Here is a 17,032-nt window from a genome sequence, read left to right on the forward strand (position 1 = left end):
TTCTGGAGGGTGCGGCGAGGTACATTGTGTGCGTGACGTAGCGTGTCAACCGACCACTACATCACGCAATTTCGCCCACTGTGCTTCGCTAGATACAGTTGCGCGTCAGCCGACTTCAGCAAGCTGCCCGGCGTCACGTTTTCGATGTTGGGCTGGCAGGTGGTAATGCCTGCGCTGGCCGTGACCGTCCCCAAGGGGTGCTCGGAGTGCTCGATGTTCAGTGAGCGAATGGCCTGCAGGATATCCTGGGCAACCTTCAGTGCGCCCGCGCTGTCCGTGTCGGGAAGCAGCACGGTAAATTCTTCGCCACCGTACCGGGCGGCCAGATCCCCGGGTCGTTTGACCACTTGCTGGATTGCGCTGCCGACCGCGCTGAGGCAGTCATCGCCGGCGGCATGGCCGTACCTGTCGTTGTAGCGCTTGAAATAATCGACATCGAGCATGATCAACGACAGCGGCGAGCCATGACGCTGTGCCCAGCGAATCTGATCCTGCAGTGCAGTGTCCAGGCGTCGACGATTGCCCAGCCCGGTCAGGCTGTCCGTCAATGCCATGTCTCGCATGGCCTGGTGCGCGTGACGCAGCTCCCTTTCCATGACCATTCTCTGGCGCAGCTGACTCAGGACGATCAGGCCGAACACCGCCAGTACCGCGGTCAGGAACACCAGCACCCATCCGGTTTTCAGTAGATCCCGGCGCCAGGGTGCGGTGATGGATTCACGAGAGAGGCCGGCTTCCACGACCAGGGGATAGGTGCTCAATGCCCGGTAAGCGTACAGGCGCTCGGTATCGTCGGTGATCGCTCTGACTTCCGCGACGCCCTCGTGGGCATTGGGCAAATAGCGTCGGAAAATCTCGCTGTCCGCCAGGCTTTTGCCGACGACGGATGCGATGAAGGGACGCCGCACCAGGATGGTTCCGTTGCGCATGGCCAGGACCAGGGCGCCTTTATCATCAATTTTGAAATCGCCGTAGTAGTCCACGAAGTAACTGACCTTGATCGTCCCCAGCAGCACGCCGGCGAAGGAGCCATCCGGATGGTTCAAGCGGCGAGAGATGGGAATGATCAGATCGTCGGTGGACCGGCTTCTGACGACCTCGCCGATGCGCACGTTGCGATCGGCGTGAGTGCGGTGGTACTGGAAGTAATCGCGGTCGGCGTTGTTCACGGTGTCTGGGGTCACGGCCTTGTCCGTGACGATCCACCGCCCGTCAGCGCCGTAAATGAACAGCCCGTGCAGTTGCGGCATGATTTTCGATTGCTGGACAAGAAGCTTGTGGATGCGAGGGACGTTGATGTTCTGCAAGCCGTCGCCTTCCACCCGTTCACCAAGCGCGGCGGTCAGCACATCGACTTGCCGGATGGCGTCTTCGGCATGCTGGGCGGTTGCACGCGCCAGGTTGGTCACGGAGTCGCGGGCAGAGGCAAAGGCGGCACGATAGTCGCGCCAGGTCCGCCAACCTTCAATGGCGAGGAAGGCCAGGATAACCACGAGCATAAAGCTCACGATGAGCTGGAAGGTCGCTCCCGCTTTCGCAGAGGAGGTTTCAGTGGGGCCGTCTGACTTTGACTCTGGTGGTTTGCGTCCGAGCATCTACATGTCCTTCTACGACTGATGTGCACTAACCCTGTGCGGTGTCCAGCTTGATCCCAGGTAGCGCGTTCCACGAGGTGCGCATACCTTGGGCGCCATTCTGGCTGATATCAATGCGGTAGGGGTAGGACATGAATGCCTGTGGTTAGTGCCTGAAGGAGCGGCACCCCATTGAGGTCAATTCATATTGGCGTCGGACACGGTCAATGCAGGAGCTGCCGCAGGCTGCGATCTTTTGATCCTGGTCTGCTTGGGATCGCAGGGGAGCAAGATCAAAAGATCGCAGCCGAGCTTCGCTCGACAGCTCCTACAGGGGGCGGGGTGTATCGGCGATGTGATGTTCAGGGGAATCCGGCCGTCAACCCGGCCTCAAAGGTGATCCGCATCGATCACCGCCTTGGCGAACGCCTGCGGGTCTTCCTGGGGCAGGTTGTGGCCGATGCCGCCGCTGATCAGCCGGAACTCGTATTTGCCGGTGAAGCGCTTGGCGTAATCCTCGGGGGCAGGGTGCGGGGCGCCGTTGGCATCGCCCTCCAGGGTGATGGTCGGCACATTGATGGACGGCGCCGTGGCCAGTTTCTGCTCGAGCGCCTCGTAGCGGCTTTCGCCCTGGACCAGGCCCAGGCGCCAGCGGTAGTTGAAGACGGTGATGTCGACATGGTCGGGGTTGTCCAGCGCCTTGGCGCTGCGCTCGAAAGTGGCGTCATCGAAGGCCCATTGCGGCGACGCCAACTGCCAGATCAGCTTGGCGAAGTCGTGGGTGTTTTTCTCGTACCCGGCGCGGCCGCGGTCGGTGGCGAAGTAGAACTGATACCACCACTGCAACTCAGCCTTGGGCGGCAGCGGGTTCTTGCCGGCCGCCTGGTTACCGATCAGATAGCCGCTGACCGAGACCAGCGCCTTGACCCGCTCCGGCCACAACGCCGAGACGATGTCGGCCGAACGCGCGCCCCAATCATAGCCACCGAGCACGGCTTGTTTGATCTTCAGTGCATCCATGAAGTCGATGACGTCACTGGCCAGCGCAGCGGGTTGGCCGTTGCGCAGGGTTTTCTCCGAGAGAAATTGCGTGTCGCCATAGCCCCGCGCATAGGGCATCAACACCCGATAGCCCTTGGCTGCCAGCAAGGGGGCGACCTCGTCATAGCTGTGAATGTCATACGGCCAGCCGTGCAGAAGTATCACCACCGGCCCGTCGGCCGGGCCTGTTTCGGCGTACGCCACGTTCAGCAGCCCGGCGTTGACATGCTTCAACGGGCCGAACGGAGAGGGGGATGCATGGGTGGCACCGGCGTTGGTCGCGGCGGGCTGCACGGCGGCGGTGGTTTGCGCCTGCGCCGCACCGAGAACGCCGAACAGGGTGAACGCGAGGAGCGACGAGCCGAGCAGACGGCGGCGGGTTTTGCCGGTTGTATCCTGCAGTGCCATTTTCATGCTGATGTCTCCGTTACAAGCCGTTGGCCAGGGTGTCTGTGTGATCCCTTTGAAACCTGGGTTGCATTTGACCGCGGCGACGTATCCGGCCTGTGTCGAGTCGCGGGTCGGGTGCAAACCTGTGTATCCAGCTGCCAGTCAGACACACTGTGATACACAGCGGGTCATGACAGCCGCGATTCACCAGTCGCGCCGCTCAAGCCCTTGGCCGTGACCCCGATGCGCGAGAACACCAGCCACACAAACAGCAGCACGCTGCAGCCAATGAGGATCGAGGCGACGCCAATCAATGGCTCGACGGACGGCAAGCCCTTGAGGCGCAGTGTCAGGGCGCCGAGCATCACCGGGACGCCAACGTTGTAGGTCCAGAACTGTGCGGCAGCCGTGCGCCCTTCGGTGATTGACGGGTGCAGTGTGGCGATCAGGCCGAACAGTGCCATCGACACCCATCCCAACTGATTGATATGGGCATGGACCGCGAAGAGCGAGTGGTCGCCGGAAGCGCCCATCGCCACACCCAGCATCACGCCAAGCGCAAAGTAGAGGGCCGCGAGCCGAAACCAGGTTCGTGAACGGGGAGTGTGATTCATGGCATTCACCTCATGCGTGCTCATAATGGGCGGCCTCTTGTTGCGGGTCGCCGTTGTGTCTATTATGAGACTCATGTCTCATTACAAGACGGAGTATCATTTATTCCATGGCGACCCCGAAGTCAAGCCCGCCTGTCCGGGACGGCGATGTGCAGGTTCGCGCCAACCAGAAGCTGCGAACCCGGCAGGCACTGATCGATGCCGCCGTGGCCATGCGCGACGAGGGCCATAACCCTACCGTGGCGCAAGTGGCCGAGCGCGCGAAGGTGTCGCGCGCCACGGCGTATCGCTACTTTCCCTCGATGGAGGCGTTGATCAGCGAGACGGCGGCCGATCGTGAGATGCAGCCGCTGGAGAACCTCTGGCGGCCGGGAGAGGATCCGGTAAAGGGCATCGGTCTGGCGGCGAATGCGTTGAATACGTTGCTGCTCGACGACGAGATCGGCCTGCACGTGATGGAGCGTTCGTTCATGACGGTGTGGCTCGAAAGCGAGTCCCACGAGCCCCTGCGACCGGGTCGACGGATGAGCTATATCGAGCCGATCGTCGACTCGCTCAAAGACGTGCTGTCACCCCGGGCGCGCAAACGCCTGAAGCAGGCGCTGTCGATCGTGATGGGCACCGAGGCGTTGATCGCCGTGCGTGACATCAGTGGCGCGAGCATCGAAGAATCCCTCGACACCGCCGCCTGGGCGGCTCGGGCGCTGGTGCGTCAGGCGCTGGCGGAGGCTGCACAGGCGCGGCGCAAGCGCGACGCTTAGGTCTCGCTCAAAACGCCGCTGGCCGGGACGCCCGGCAATCCTTCAGCCGCCCGGACCGGCTGTAGAATTACCGGCTGTTACAGACGGTACGTCCAGTCTCAGCGCAAGCTCCACGACACCCCGACATACATCGCCAGCCCCTCGCCCGGCGTGGACCGTGCCGCATCCAGGCCTTTGTCGTCATAGCCCGGCGTGACGGTGCCCGCGTAGTGCCGGTCGGTCAGGTTGCGCATATCCAGCCAGGTCTGCCAGTCGCCCTTGGGCGCGTTGTAGCCCAGGGTCGCGCCGAACAGTGCGTAGGGATCGGCGTAGTAGCTGTTGGCGTAATCAACTGCGACCTTGGACACCCACTGGGTATTGAGCGCAGCGAAGAAACCCTGGGGCCAGTCATAGCGCAGTTCGCCCTGGTAATAGTGCATCGGCAGGCCTGGCAGGCGGTTGTCGCCGAAGCGGTCGTCGTCGCGGTAGTGGAAGTCACTGAAGGTATAGCTCTGGCGCAGGCTCAGCTGGCCGCCGTCGTCCCGTGACCATAGGTCGCTCGACAGGCTGGCTTCCACGCCCTGATGCACGGTGGGGCTGGCGTTGAGTTCGTAGGGCGTGATGGCGTTGGCATCCGGCAGCACCGAGAGCAATTCGTGGTGCACCTGGGCGTAGTACCAGGCCAGGCTCCATTGGCCGATTGTGCTGTCGCCGCGGCCGCCGATTTCCAGGGTGGTCGCGGTCTGGTTTTGCAGCTTGATCGGATCGCGCTGGGTGCCTGTGGCGGCGCCGCTACCGGCCGGGAAGCGTTGGTCGGCGCTGTAGATCAGCGACCAGGGGTGTGGCGCTTCGACCGAGCGGCTGAGGTTGCCGAACAGCTGCAGTTCGGGCGTCAGTTGGTAGCGCAGGCCCAGGCGCGGGGCGTAGTCCCAGTCGTTCAGGCTGGTCTTGCCACCGCCTTGCGGGTAGGTCACGGCGCTTTCGCGGCGGGTGTAAATGGCGGCGAGGCCGGTCGTCAGCCACAGGTCGTCGGCGATCTCCAGGTCATTGCCCAGGTGCAGGACGGTGTCCGAACCCTGGTAGGTGAAGTTGCGCATGGGCGTGCCCGGCGCATAACCTGCGGTGTTGCCGCTGGGGATGCGCACCGATTCGCTGGCGCCGGCATTGGGCAGGTGTCTGGTGACACGCAGGCCCGCAGTGCTCCGGCTTTCCAGGCCCCAGAGGGTGTCGCGTCGCTTGTAGTCGAAGGTGCCGCTGATGTCCGTGTACGCCACCTTCAAGCGGTTGGGGCCCTCGCGCAGGTCCATGGGGTAGTCGTGGTAGACAAGGCCGGTCTGGATACTCGAATCGTCGTCGATGTAGTAGGTGGTCTTGTTGCCGATGAAGGTGCTGCCCGGTTGCTCGCGGCTGTCGTCCCGCGCCACGTAGGCGGGGTTGGCCGCCCGTGGGTCGTGCTCGATGGAGTGCTTGGTCACGCGCCCGGCGAGGTCGTTGTCGGTCTGGCGATAACGCAGGTAGAAGCGGGTTTCCAGGTTCGGGTTGAAGCGATAGCCGAAGTTGGCGATGACGCCCTGACTGTCGCTGGCGGTGTGGTCCTGGTAACCGTCGGCACGCGCGTCGGTCGTGGCCACGTAGTAGTCGAAGTCACCCAGCACCTGCCCGGAGCTGACCTGGCGCTGCCTGATAGCCGTGGCTGCCCATGGCGTAGCGCACCTGCAACAGCGGTGCGTCGTAGCCGGTGTGGCTGACGTAATCGATGGCCCCGCCCAAGGCCAGGGCGCCCCGGTCGAAACCGTTGGCGCCGCGCAGCACTTCCACGTGGTCGAGCCACAACGGCTCCAGCAATTCATAAGGCGTGCCGCCAGGGCCGGTCAGTGGCAGGCCGTCGAGCATGGCGTACACGCCCGAAGCATGGGCGCCCGGCGCCCGGTTGATCCCCGACCCGCGGATCGAGATCTTGACCCCTTCGTTGCCCGCAGACTGGGCATAGACCCCCGGTTGATAGGCCAGCACATCCTGGTTGCTGGCCACGCGGCCTTGCAGGGCGCGGCGCAGGTCGACCACATTGGTGCCGCCGGGCACTTCGGCCAGCCGGGCCCTGGCGTCCTCAATCGAGGCGTCTTCACCGCTGCGGTCCTCGGCCCCGATCAGCACTTGTCCAAGCTCCAGGCCTCGGGTCTCGGCCAGGGCGGGACAGGCAAGGGCCAGCCCCAGCAGCGCAGCGGGCAAGGATTTGGGCGAGGGCATTGAGAACTCCAGACGGACAGGAACGGGCAGTGAAGAACTGCGACGTAGAGAAGAACGAAGGAAACACATGTTTAATTTAAGTGAGCAGAATATTTCTGCACGCTATTTTCTGCGCTGCTATTTTTTGCACGCCTGTTTGCTACACGCCTATTTTCTGCATTCGGCCAACACCACTTGGCAGGTATCCGGCGTGCCACCGGATCGGCCGGCGTAGCGAATGCAGTTATTCAGGGATTTCTTGCGCGCCACGCTCAAGGTGTCACCCCAGGCGAGGCCGCCCTCGCCGGACGTGGGCAGCGCCTTGGCATAGCAGTTGGAGCCCAGGCTCGACGCCGGATAGCGAGCCGTGGCCGCCTTGCCTGAACATCCCGCCAGCAACGCCAGGTGGATGGCGAGCAGCGAGGGCAGGACCCAAGACGAGCAGTGGTGTGCCGTTTTTGCGATCATGGCCTTTTTCTGCATGAGGCGGCTGGCAGCGTGTGTGCAGTCGGATACTCTCAGATTAGACGGTACGTGTGAAAAGGAACTGCAGTTGAACGAACAGACATTGTCGATGCGCCTGGAGCGCGTGGCGGCGCAGGTGCCCGCCGGGGCGCGCCTGGCCGATATCGGCTCGGATCACGGCTACCTGCCGGTGGCGTTGATGCGCCGTGGCGCGATCGCGGCGGCGGTGGCCGGCGAGGTGGCATTGACGCCGTTCCGCTCGGCCGAACGCACCGTGCGCGAGAACGGCCTGGAGCAGCGGATCAGCGTGCGCCTGGCCCATGGCCTGGCGGCGATCGAGCCGGGAGACGGGATCACGGCGATCAGCGTCTGCGGCATGGGCGGCGAGACGATCCGCGACATCCTGGACAGTGGCAAGGCGCACCTGAGCGGGCGGGAGCGGCTGATCCTGCAGCCCAACGGCGGCGAGCAGCCGCTGCGCCAATGGCTGATGGACAATGGCTACCGCATCCTCTGCGAAGAGTTGCTGCGGGAAAACCGTTTCTACTACGAAATCATCGTCGCCGAGCGCGCCGGGCCGGTGGTGTACAGCCCCGAGGAACTGTACTTCGGCCCGCTGCAGATGCAGGCACGCAACCCGGTGTTCCTGGCCAAGTGGCAACGCCTGCTGCGCCAGAAGCAGAAGACCCTGGGCAACTTCGACCGGGCGCGGCAGGCCGTGCCCGAGGAGAAGATGCAAGAGGTCGCCCGGCAGGCCCGGTGGATCACCGAACTGCTGGCTTGAGCCCGCCAGGGGGTGTACCAACAGCCATGAGCGCTGAACGGAAGGTCCTGCAGCGCTCCTGAACAATGGGCGCTGGAAGCCTTGTCTGGGCGGTCGCGGCCGTGACGATCAAGTGCCGGCGATATCGAGCCACACCTGTCCGTGGGGATACTGGTAACGCTCCAGGGTCTCAGCGGTCATTTCGATGCTGTAGCCCGCACGCAGCGGTGGCATGTAGCGGCCGCGGCGGATCACCACCGGGTCGAGGAAGTGCTCGTGCAGGTGGTCGACGTATTCGAGGACCCGGTTGTGCAGCGAGGCCGAGACGGCGATGTAGTCGAACAGGGCGATGTTCTGCACGTACTCGCACAGACCGACGCCACCGCCATGGGGGCAGACCGGCACGTTGAATTTGGCGGCCATCAGCAGCACGATCAACACCTCGTTCAGGCCGCCCAGGCGCGCCGCGTCCAACTGGCAGAAGTCCAGTGCACCGGCCTGGAACATCTGCTTGAACATCACCCGGTTGTGGCAATGCTCGCCGCTGGCGACGCCGATCGGTGCGATGCGCCGGCGGATGCTGGCATGGCCGAGGATGTCGTCGGGGCTGGTCGGCTCTTCGATCCACAACGGTTCGAACGCGGCCAGGCGGCGCATGTTCTAACACCACCATCGACGTCCCAGACCTGGTTGGCGTCCATCATCAGGGTCCGTTCCCAGCCGATTTCTTCGCGCAAAATCGTCGCGCGGCGGATGTCGTCTTCCAGGTTGGCGCCGATTTTCTGCTTGATGTGGGTCCAGCCGTCCGCGACCGCGGCCCGGGCCAGTTGGCGCATTTTGTCTTCGCTGTAGCCGAAGCCAAGCCCGGCGCGGTGGTGTAGCCGGGGTAGCCTTCGCGCAGCATCTGCGCTTCACGCTGGGCCTTGCCCGGCACCTGGCGGCGCAGCAGGGCGATGGCTTCTTCCGGGGTCAGCACGTCGGTGACGTAGCTGAAGTCCAGGCAGCGCACCAATTGCTCCGGGCTCATGTCGGCCAACAATTTCCATACGGGCTTGCCTTCGTGCTTGGCCCACAGGTCCCAGAGGGCGTTGACGATGGCCGCGGTGGCGAGGTGGATCACGCCTTTTTCCGGGCCCAGCCAGCGCAATTGGCTATCGCCCACGGTGATGGTGTGCCAGAAGGCGCCCATGTCGGCAACGATCTCTTCCAGGGTCAGGCCGACCACCATCGGGGCCAGGGATTGCACGGCCGCCACGCAGATCTCGTTGCCACGTCCGATGGTGAACGTCAGGCCGTGGCCTTCCAGGCCGCCAGGGGCGTCGGTGTGCAGCACGACGTAGGACGCGGAATAGTCCGGCGCGCTATTCATCGCATCGGAGCCGTCCAGCGACAGGGAAGTGGGAAAACGGATGTCGCGAACGCTCAGCTGGGTGATTCGAATGCTCATGGTGGGCTCTTGTGCTCGATGACCAGTTGGAGGCTCGACTGTAGGTCGCCGAGCGATACAGGCATAATCACGGTTTACTAAGTAGCGATACCGGATTTGATATGTCTCAAGGTCCAGCAGCCACCACGCTCCCACCCCGTAGTTTTGGCGCGCTGAAAATTTCCAGCCGGCAAATCACCTTGCTCAATGCCCTGGGTGAGTTCGGCAACCTGCGTCGGGCGGCCACGGCGATGCACACCACGCAACCGGCCGCCAGCCTGCTGTTGCAGCAACTGGAGGAGCGCCTCGGCGTGCGCCTGTTCGAACGCTTGCCCCGCGGCATGCAGCCCACGCTTTACGGCGAGGTGATGATCCGTTATGCCCAGGGCGCGCTGCATGAGTTCGAGCAGGCCCAGGCGCAGATCGCGGAACTGGAGCGCGGGGCCATGGGACGGGCGCCGTCGGCAGCGTGATGGGGCCGGTGCCCCGGCTGCTGACCAAAGCGGTGCTGGCGTACAAGCGCGATCACCCCAAGGTGCGGATTTCCATTGAGGTGGGTACCAGCGATACCTTGCTGCCGGCCTTGCTGCGCGGCGAATTCGATGTGGTGCTGGGGCGCTTGCCGGACCAGAGCGACAGTCAGGACCTGGACATCGAGCTGTTCGACAACGGCGAGCAGATGCGCGTGATCGCCCGGGCGGGTCACCCGTTGGCGGGTTCCTCGCCACTGCAGTTGGCCGACTTGATTGCATTGACCTGGATCCTGCACCCCATCGGCAGCCCCATGCGCCGCCGGGTGGAAACGGCGCTGCAGGCCGCCGGCATGGTGCAATCGCTGGACATTGTCGAAACCGCGTCGATCCTCGCAACCACCGCGATGCTCGAGGCGTCGGACATGATCGCGGTGGTGCCCAATGACGTGGCCGAGCATTATGCGCGCTATGGCATGGTCGCTGTGTTGCCGGTCGAGCTGCCGATTTCCATGGTCAATATTGGCCTGCTGACCTTGCGTTCCCGGCCAAGGTCGGTGGCGTTGAATACGCTGCTGCAGTATTTGCGCGGGCAATAGCGCCAACTCGATAACGCCCGGTTATCGATTGATCGGATCATCTCATTGGGAATGTTGAAGCGGGCTCCCTACAGTTATCGCAGAGTCTCCCGTCACGGAACGGGCGAGCCATAACAAGAAGTCTGCCGTACTGCCCGAGAGGTCCCATGTCCCTGATTGCCACAACCCGTTACGACGCTCAAACACTCACCACCTTCGTCGAGCATTTGTTCGCAACAGCCGGGGCCGATGCCGAGGTCGCTCGAGTGGTGACCCGGGTGCTGCTCGAAGGTGAACTGCTGGGCCATCGCACCCACGGCCTCAACCTGGTGAGCCGCTATATCGGCGGCATGCTGACGGGGCAGGTCAAGGCCAGTGCCGGGTTGCTCGAGCAGGTTTCGGACAGCGGTATCTCTGCGCTGTTCGACGGCCACTATGTGCTTGGCCCGTATTGTGTCAGCCGCGCCCTGGACTGTGCGGCCAAGGGCGCCACGGCGCAGGGCATAGGGATCGCCGTGGTGCGCCGTGCCTCGCACATCGGTTGCCTGGCCGCTTACTTGAAGCCTTTCACTGACCGCGGCCTGGTGGCCATGGTCTACTCCTCGGACCCGTCGGTGGGACTGGTGTGCGCCCATGGCGGGATCGACCCGATCTACACGCCCAACCCGATTGCCGCCGGCATCCCGACCCGGGGCGAACCGATCCTGCTGGATGTGAGCATGTCCACCGTGACCCTGGGCCTGGTCGGCCAGTGCCGCGAGGCCGGCAGCCCACTGCCGCACCCGGTGCTGATGAGCAACGAGGGACAGCTGAGCGATGATCCGGCCGACTTCTTCACCACGCCGCCGGGCAGCATTCTGCCCCTGGGCGGCCAGGCCTTCGGCCACAAGGGCTTTGCCCTGGCGATTCTGGTCGAGGCCCTGACCTCGGGGTTGGCCGGCCATGGGCGCAAGGACACGCCGGACCAGTGGGGCGCCTCGGCCACGGCGGTGGTGATTGACCCGCGTTTCTTCGGCGGGCTGGACGCCTTCACCGACGAAAGTTCGTTCCTGAGCAAGCTGATCCTGGCCAGCCGTCCGGTGGACCCCGAGCGCCCGGTGCGCTTGCCGGGTCAGGCCGGCCTGAAGCTGCGCGAGCAAGCGTTGCTCGAAGGCGTGAGCCTGTCGCAGAAGGTGATCGATGACCTCAACCAGTGCGCCGCGCAGTTGCAGCAGCCGGCACTGGCTCACCCCATTCAACTGTAGGAGCTGGCTTGCCAGCGAAAGCGGTGGGTCAGTTGACACTATTGTCGCCTGGACGGACGCCTTCGCTGGCAAGCCAGCTCCTACAGGTCATCCCGGATAGTTTTGTAGAGCCCAAGGATGAATGTGGCACCGGATGATGGATCGGCCCGGTATTGAAACCGCTGCAATAACAATAATAAAGGCCATCAGATGAAACCACTGAAGAAGTATCAAAACATCACCGTTGTATTCCTGTTGTTGATCGGCATCGTCAACTACCTGGACCGCAGTGCGCTGTCGATCGCCAATACCTCGATCCAGAAGGACATGATGATCAGCCCTTCGCAGATGGGCATTCTGTTGTCGGCCTTCTCCATTGCCTACGCCTTTGCGCAATTACCGATGGGCATGATCATCGACCGCCTGGGCAGCAAGATCGCCCTGGGCGCTTCATTGCTGGTCTGGTCGGTGGCTCAGTCGACGTTCGGCATGGTCAACAGCTTCGCCGGCTTCATGGGCCTGCGCGTGGTGCTGGGGATTGGCGAGGCGCCGATGTTCCCTTCGGCGGCCAAGGCCCTGTCCGAATGGTTCGATGCCAACGAGCGCGGCACGCCGACCGGGATCGTCTGGTCGTCAACCTGCCTGGGCCCATGCCTGGCGCCGCCCTTGCTGACGCTGTTCATGGTCAACTTCGGCTGGCGCGGGATGTTCATCATCACCGGCGCGATCGGTATCGTCCTGGCCGTGTGCTGGCTGGCCTTCTACAAGAGCAAGGCGCAGTACCTGGCCGAGCTCGCGGCTGAAGGCAAACCGTTGCCGACCGAGAAAAGTCCCCACGTGCAAGCGGCCGACCCCAAGGCACCGAAGGTTTCCTACTTTGCCGGCTGGCTCGACCTGTTCAAGCACCGCAGCACCTGGGGCGCGGTCCTGGGCTTCATGGGCGTGATCTACATGCTGTGGCTGCACCTGACCTGGCTGCCCGGTTATTTCGAGCGCGAGCATGGCATGAACCTGTACAAGACCGCGTGGCTGGTGTCGCTGGCCTATGGCTTCGGCGCAGTGGGCACCATCGTCGCCGGGCGCTTCTGCGACAGGCTGGTTCGCCGTGGCATGAGCATCCTGGCCAGCCGCAAATTCGGCGTGATCACCGGCCTGGTGCTGGCTGCGCTGTTCACCGTGCCGCTGTCGTTCGTCACTGGCCTGACCGGTTGCATCATCCTGCTGTGCCTGGCGCTGTTCAGCATCAACATGGCCAGTGCCACCGCCTGGATGATCGTCAACACCATCGTCGACAGCCGCCGGGTGGCCTCGTTCGGTTCGATCCAGAACTTCGGCGGCTACATCGCCGGTTCCGTCGCGCCGATCGTCACCGGCTTCAGCATCCAGTACTCGGGTTCGTTCAATACCGCGTTCATGATCAGCGCGGTGGTGGCGCTGTGTTCGGCCCTGGCGTACTACCTGCTGCTCAACGCACCGATCAGCGATGCCGAGCCTGCACCCGAGCACATCGTTGGTGTGACCGAGTAGGGCCCCGAGTCATCGGCGGTAGTCGGCACTGCCCAGGCGGTGCCTGACGGTCGCGGCGGCGTTCACAACAGGTTACTCGGGCGGGCAAGCGCCTCCTTCTTCTTTATCCGTCAGGTCGGCAAGTGTTCTTGCTGCAATGTAACCAAACGTCATGCCTGGCCCGAGGGTGATGCCACCGCTGGGGTAGTAACCGTTCATGATGCTGTTCATGTCATTGCCCACGGCGAATAACCCGGCAATTGGCGTTTGATGTTGGTCCAGTACCCGAGCACAGGCATCAGTGTTCAACCCGGCGAAGGTACCGAGGCTGCCGGGAACCAGCTTGACTGCGTAGAACGGTCCCTGGCGCAGGCTGCCGAGGGACGGATTGGGACCATGGAGGGCTTCCCCTTGAGCTTTGTTGTACAACGACTCACCGCGCCGGAAGAGCGGGTCGCAGCCTTTCTCGGCGTGCTGATTGAAGGTGCTTACCGTGGCTTCCAGCTGCTTTGCATCAATCGCACATTGGCGTGCCAGTCCGGCCAGGGTCGCGTCCTTGAACAGATAGCCATTGCGAACATAGGACGCCGTCGGGAACGGAAATGGTTTGGACCAACCCAGGCCATAGCGCCGCTGGGCGCGGTGGTCACAGATCAACCAGGACACCGGGGTTTCTCCCGGTCCGGTGGCCTCGAACAGTGCGCACATATAGTCGTGGTAAGAGTCGGCCTCGTTGACGAAGCGGCGGCCATCCTGACGCACCGCGAGAAAACCCGGTTTCGCCCGCTCCATCAAATGTGGAAAGCCACTGAAACCACCGTCCTCCCGCGGCACGCGAGAGACAGGTGCCCACGCAGCGGCATGCGGCAAGTCGGATGCAACGCGAGCTCCGACGCTTTCACCCAGTCGCAAACCGTCGCCGGTATTGCCCTTGGGAGCAGCGCTCAAGTGTCCAGTGCCATCAGGGGCATGGGCGAACTGGTGGGCAATACGCTGCCGGTCGTGGGGGAAACCGCCGCAGGCCATCACCACGCCACGTCGTGCGCGGATGTCGAACAGGCGTCCAGTGCGCTCGATACGTGCGCCGACCACACGCTGATCCTCATGCAGCAGCTCATTTACCGGCGTATCGGTGAACAGCCGGACCTTGCGATCCACCGCGCTTTTCAGCAACCGGGCTACCAATGCATTGCCGTTCACCAGGTGCATGCTACGGCCGTGGCACATCAGGTCGCGAGCATGGCGCAACAGGCGTTTGCCGGCGTACAGCATGGATGCCGCAGAGTGGCTGGCATTGAGAAAATGATTGAGATCGGCGCCACCGGCAATGCCCATTCCGGCAAGGCTGATGATATCCAACGGACGCCGAAGCTTTTTGATCCAAGGACCTAGTCGCCGACCATCGTACGGCTGGGCGCAGACCGAGCGACCGCCTCTGGCAAAGCCTTCGCTGGCATGGAAGTCAGGCATCTTGCTGCCGGAGAAAAATTGGACTTCGGTATGGTGCTGAAAGAACTCGACCATCTTCGGGCCTTGTTCGAGGAACATCTCCATGCGTGGGTCGAGCACATCGGTCTGCAATTCGTTGCGCAGGTAGGTCCGTGCCTGTTCGAGTTCATCAGCTATCCCTTCGGCGACGGCCAACGGGTTGCGGGGGATCCACAGCCAACCGCCCGACCAGGCGCTGGTGCCGCCGAACACGGGTTCTTTTTCCACCACGATGACGTCGAGGCCAAGCTCGGCGCAGGTGACGGCACTCGCCAGGCCAGAGGCGCCGGAACCGATGACCAGGACATCACAGATAAGGTCGTCGAGGTTATTCGACGGCAAGACGCTCATGGCGACCTCCATTATTGTTTTTTTTTCGAGTGGGGCGGGGGGGCGGGGCTGGCCACTCCCCCGTGGAAGCGGCTCAACGGGACGACGGTTACTTCAACGGTGAAAAATCGGTCGGGCGCAGCAGGCGCGACTCTAGAGTCACCACGGCGTCGAGCTCCTTGTTCTGCCGGGCAAAGTCCTGCCAGCGCGGATCGGCTGCCATGGCGTTGCGACGGACCATGCGATCGTCGAGGCTGGTATAGGCCCAGAGGTGCACCACCTGGTTGACCTCACCGATTTCGGTGGTGAAGAAACCGACCAGGTTGCCCAGGTGTTCCTGCTGCACGGCCAGTGCCGCGTTTTTGTACAAGGCGAGCCAGTCGCCAAGGCGGGTCGGTTTAATCGTGTAGGTGCGCAGTTCGTAGTACATGCTGTTCTCCAGTGCGGGGTTCTTGGGTTGTGCTGCGGTCAAGACGGGCTGCGATATCACTGGCGGCGAGGTAACCGAAGGTGATGCCGGGGCCGAGGGTTATGCCGGGACCGGGGTAGGTGCCGTCCATGATCGAATTCATTTCGTTGCCGGCGGCGTACAGGCCGGGGATCGGTGCGCCGCTGCGGTCGAGCACGTTGGCCTGGCTGTTGGTGACCAGTCCGCGGGCGGAGCCGAGGTCACCGGTAAACAGGCGAATGGCGTAAAACGGCGTCTTGTGCAGCGGTTTCAGGCACGGGTTGGGTCCGTGATGCGGGTCGCCCATGTAGCGGTTGTAGGCGCTGCTGCCTTTACCGAACTGACGGTCGACGCCAAGGGCTGCATCGGCGTTGAACTTCGTCAGGGTCTGCTCCAGAGCCGTGGCGTCGATGCCAGCGATGAGGGCCAGTTCGGCGAGGCTGTCTGCGCGCAGCAGATAACCGGCGTCGATCAACGCGCTGTTATCGACCGGTCGCGGACGGGCCAGGCCCATGCCGTATCGGTTCAAGGCTTCGCTGTCACAGATCAGCCAGCAGGGCGCATTGGCGCCGCCGTTGGCGAACATGCTTTCGACGAAGCAGTGGTAGGAGTCCGACTCATTGACGAAACGTCGCCCGGCGCGGTTGACCGCGATCACTCCGGGTTTGGCCCGATCGGTCACCAGATGCGCAAAGCGCTCGACGCTGCCGTCGGCCTTGCGCAGCACCGAGACCGGCGCCCAGAAGAAATTCGCCGAAAGGTTGTCGCCAATGGCTGCGTTGACCGAAGCGGCCAGTCGTTGTCCGTCACCCACGTTGGCGGGTGGTGACATGCTCCAGTGTTCCGAGTCCGTCGCTGGCCGCTGTTCAGCGGCTTGAGCCCCGGCCGCAAATCCTCCCATGGCCAATACAACGCCGCCCTTGGCAAATACCTTGCGGGTTTGTCCGCTCCAGGTGATCTGCACACCCTTTACGGTTCCCTGCTCGACAAGCAACGCTTCGGGTGCCGCCTGAAGCCACAAGTCGACGCCATTGGCGAAGGCGGTGGTTGCCAGCCGGGCGATCAAGGCATTGCCCACGGTCAGGCGCGTGCCGCGTGGATGGTTGAGGAGATCGATGGCATAGCGGCCCATCAGTTTCAAGCAGTGCCAGAGCGATTGCGGCGAGCGCTTGAAGCTGAGGAAGTGCTGGATGTCGACACGATTGACCATCATGCCGCCGAACAGCAGCATGCCATCCGGTGGCCGCTTCAGGTCTTTGAAGTGCTCACCCAGCTTGCGCCCGTCGTACTCGTCGATTTCCAGGGCGCGACCAGTTTGCGTGCCACCGGGCAAGTCCGGGTAATAGTCGGGCGACAGTGGCCGCAGGCTGTATTTGAGCTCGCTGTGGGTCTCCAGAAAACGCAAGGCTTCGCGGCCATTGTCAATGAAGGAATCGATCAGCGCCGGGTTGTAGCCGGCGCCGATCACTTCCTTGAGATAGCGGCGCATCTGTTCGGCGCTCAGGTGATGCCCGGCCGCCCGGGCCTGATCGGAGTCGTGCAGCCAGACCGCGAACCTGAGATCGCCGAGGTGCCGCCGAAGGCTTCGGTCTTTTCCACCAGCAAGACCTTGAGGCCTCGGCAACTGGCGGTCACCGCCGCAGCGAAACCGGCGGCACCGCTGCCGAGGACAATCACGTCGTAGACCAGGTCGGCACCGGCAGCGAGGTGGGTAGTCGTCATATTCATTGTCTATCGCCTGTCGAGGACA

General features: G+C 63.3%; 12 protein-coding genes and 3 pseudogenes. 6 read left to right on the top strand and 9 right to left on the bottom strand.

Going from position 1 to position 17,032, the window contains the following annotated elements; genetic code table 11:
- Nucleotides 1–56 precede the first annotated feature (56 nt).
- The 3 genes from BZ163_RS25215 to BZ163_RS25225 all read right to left on the bottom strand — a co-directional run bounded on the left by BZ163_RS25215 (nt 57) and on the right by BZ163_RS25225 (nt 3,619).
- Entirely contained in the window at nt 57–1,595 is a 1,539-nt protein-coding gene (locus tag BZ163_RS25215) for a sensor domain-containing diguanylate cyclase (RefSeq protein ID WP_128873087.1), read from the bottom strand.
- A gap of 369 nt (nt 1,596–1,964) precedes the next feature.
- A complete protein-coding gene (locus BZ163_RS25220) occupies nt 1,965–3,029 on the bottom strand; it encodes an alpha/beta fold hydrolase (RefSeq protein WP_128873089.1) in 1,065 nt (354 codons plus the stop codon).
- A gap of 164 nt (nt 3,030–3,193) precedes the next feature.
- Nucleotides 3,194–3,619 (bottom strand): hypothetical protein, encoded by a 426-nt coding sequence (locus tag BZ163_RS25225; RefSeq protein ID WP_128873091.1) that lies wholly within the window; start codon nt 3,617–3,619, stop codon nt 3,194–3,196.
- A gap of 107 nt (nt 3,620–3,726) precedes the next feature.
- On the opposite strand from BZ163_RS25225, the gene BZ163_RS25230 reads away from it, so the two are divergent.
- Complete coding sequence (locus tag BZ163_RS25230; protein ID WP_128873093.1) at nt 3,727–4,380, top strand: TetR/AcrR family transcriptional regulator; 654 nt, start codon at nt 3,727–3,729, stop codon at nt 4,378–4,380.
- 98 nt (nt 4,381–4,478) lie between these two features.
- Here BZ163_RS25230 and BZ163_RS25235 read toward each other — a convergent pair.
- A pseudogene (locus tag BZ163_RS25235) lies at nt 4,479–6,606 on the bottom strand (TonB-dependent receptor family protein).
- A 147-nt stretch (nt 6,607–6,753) separates the two neighbouring features.
- Complete coding sequence (locus tag BZ163_RS25240) at nt 6,754–7,053, bottom strand: hypothetical protein (RefSeq protein ID WP_128873095.1); 300 nt, start codon at nt 7,051–7,053, stop codon at nt 6,754–6,756.
- Nucleotides 7,054–7,138: 85 nt separating this feature from the next.
- On the opposite strand from BZ163_RS25240, the gene BZ163_RS25245 reads away from it, so the two are divergent.
- Nucleotides 7,139–7,834, top strand: a complete 696-nt coding sequence (locus BZ163_RS25245; RefSeq protein WP_256579116.1) for a tRNA (adenine(22)-N(1))-methyltransferase TrmK — start codon at nt 7,139–7,141, stop codon at nt 7,832–7,834.
- 108 nt (nt 7,835–7,942) lie between these two features.
- On the opposite strand, the pseudogene BZ163_RS25250 reads toward BZ163_RS25245, so the two are convergent.
- Nucleotides 7,943–9,260, bottom strand: a pseudogene (locus BZ163_RS25250) (L-fuconate dehydratase).
- 101 nt (nt 9,261–9,361) lie between these two features.
- Between BZ163_RS25250 and BZ163_RS35050 the strand changes: the two are divergent.
- The 4 genes from BZ163_RS35050 to BZ163_RS25265 all read left to right on the top strand — a co-directional run bounded on the left by BZ163_RS35050 (nt 9,362) and on the right by BZ163_RS25265 (nt 13,037).
- Nucleotides 9,362–9,712: a LysR family transcriptional regulator gene (locus tag BZ163_RS35050; RefSeq protein ID WP_178110505.1), complete on the top strand. Its 351-nt coding sequence runs from the start codon at nt 9,362–9,364 to the stop codon at nt 9,710–9,712.
- Nucleotides 9,713–9,720: 8 nt separating this feature from the next.
- Entirely contained in the window at nt 9,721–10,308 is a 588-nt protein-coding gene (locus BZ163_RS35055; RefSeq protein ID WP_178110506.1) for a LysR substrate-binding domain-containing protein, read from the top strand.
- A gap of 152 nt (nt 10,309–10,460) precedes the next feature.
- Nucleotides 10,461–11,531 carry an Ldh family oxidoreductase gene (locus tag BZ163_RS25260; protein ID WP_128873192.1) on the top strand — a complete coding sequence of 357 codons (1,071 nt, stop codon included), beginning with the start codon at nt 10,461–10,463 and terminating at the stop codon, nt 11,529–11,531.
- Nucleotides 11,532–11,720: 189 nt separating this feature from the next.
- Nucleotides 11,721–13,037, top strand: a complete 1,317-nt coding sequence (locus tag BZ163_RS25265) for an MFS transporter (protein WP_128873098.1) — start codon at nt 11,721–11,723, stop codon at nt 13,035–13,037.
- Nucleotides 13,038–13,109: 72 nt separating this feature from the next.
- Here the strand turns inward: BZ163_RS25265 and BZ163_RS25270 are convergent, their stop codons facing one another.
- From BZ163_RS25270 to BZ163_RS25280, 3 genes and pseudogenes are all read right to left on the bottom strand, one after another.
- Entirely contained in the window at nt 13,110–14,855 is a 1,746-nt protein-coding gene (locus tag BZ163_RS25270; protein WP_128873099.1) for an FAD-dependent oxidoreductase, read from the bottom strand.
- Nucleotides 14,856–14,943: 88 nt separating this feature from the next.
- Nucleotides 14,944–15,264, bottom strand: coding sequence for an NIPSNAP family protein (locus BZ163_RS25275; RefSeq protein WP_128873101.1), 321 nt, complete (start codon nt 15,262–15,264; stop codon nt 14,944–14,946).
- Nucleotides 15,233–17,010: pseudogene (locus BZ163_RS25280) on the bottom strand (FAD-dependent oxidoreductase). Before BZ163_RS25280 ends, BZ163_RS25275 begins: the two are co-directional and overlap by 32 nt.
- Nucleotides 17,011–17,032: the final 22 nt, after the last annotated feature.

The sequence above is a fragment of the Pseudomonas sp. VI4.1 genome (assembly GCF_002029345.1).
In the GTDB taxonomy this organism is placed as follows: Bacteria; Pseudomonadota; Gammaproteobacteria; order Pseudomonadales; family Pseudomonadaceae; genus Aquipseudomonas.

Bases quoted from the DNA above. Each gene is read 5' to 3' on its own strand.
- BZ163_RS25215 (WP_128873087.1), bottom strand. From the start codon at position 1,595: ATGCTCGGACGCAAACCACCAGAGTCAAAGTCAGACGGCCCCACTGAA.
- BZ163_RS25220 (WP_128873089.1), bottom strand. From the start codon at position 3,029: ATGAAAATGGCACTGCAGGATACAACCGGCAAAACCCGCCGCCGTCTG.
- BZ163_RS25225 (WP_128873091.1), bottom strand. From the start codon at position 3,619: ATGAATCACACTCCCCGTTCACGAACCTGGTTTCGGCTCGCGGCCCTC.
- BZ163_RS25230 (WP_128873093.1), top strand. From the start codon at position 3,727: ATGGCGACCCCGAAGTCAAGCCCGCCTGTCCGGGACGGCGATGTGCAG.
- BZ163_RS25240 (WP_128873095.1), bottom strand. From the start codon at position 7,053: ATGATCGCAAAAACGGCACACCACTGCTCGTCTTGGGTCCTGCCCTCG.
- BZ163_RS35050 (WP_178110505.1), top strand. From the start codon at position 9,362: ATGTCTCAAGGTCCAGCAGCCACCACGCTCCCACCCCGTAGTTTTGGC.
- BZ163_RS25265 (WP_128873098.1), top strand. From the start codon at position 11,721: ATGAAACCACTGAAGAAGTATCAAAACATCACCGTTGTATTCCTGTTG.
- BZ163_RS25270 (WP_128873099.1), bottom strand. From the start codon at position 14,855: ATGAGCGTCTTGCCGTCGAATAACCTCGACGACCTTATCTGTGATGTC.
- BZ163_RS25275 (WP_128873101.1), bottom strand. From the start codon at position 15,264: ATGTACTACGAACTGCGCACCTACACGATTAAACCGACCCGCCTTGGC.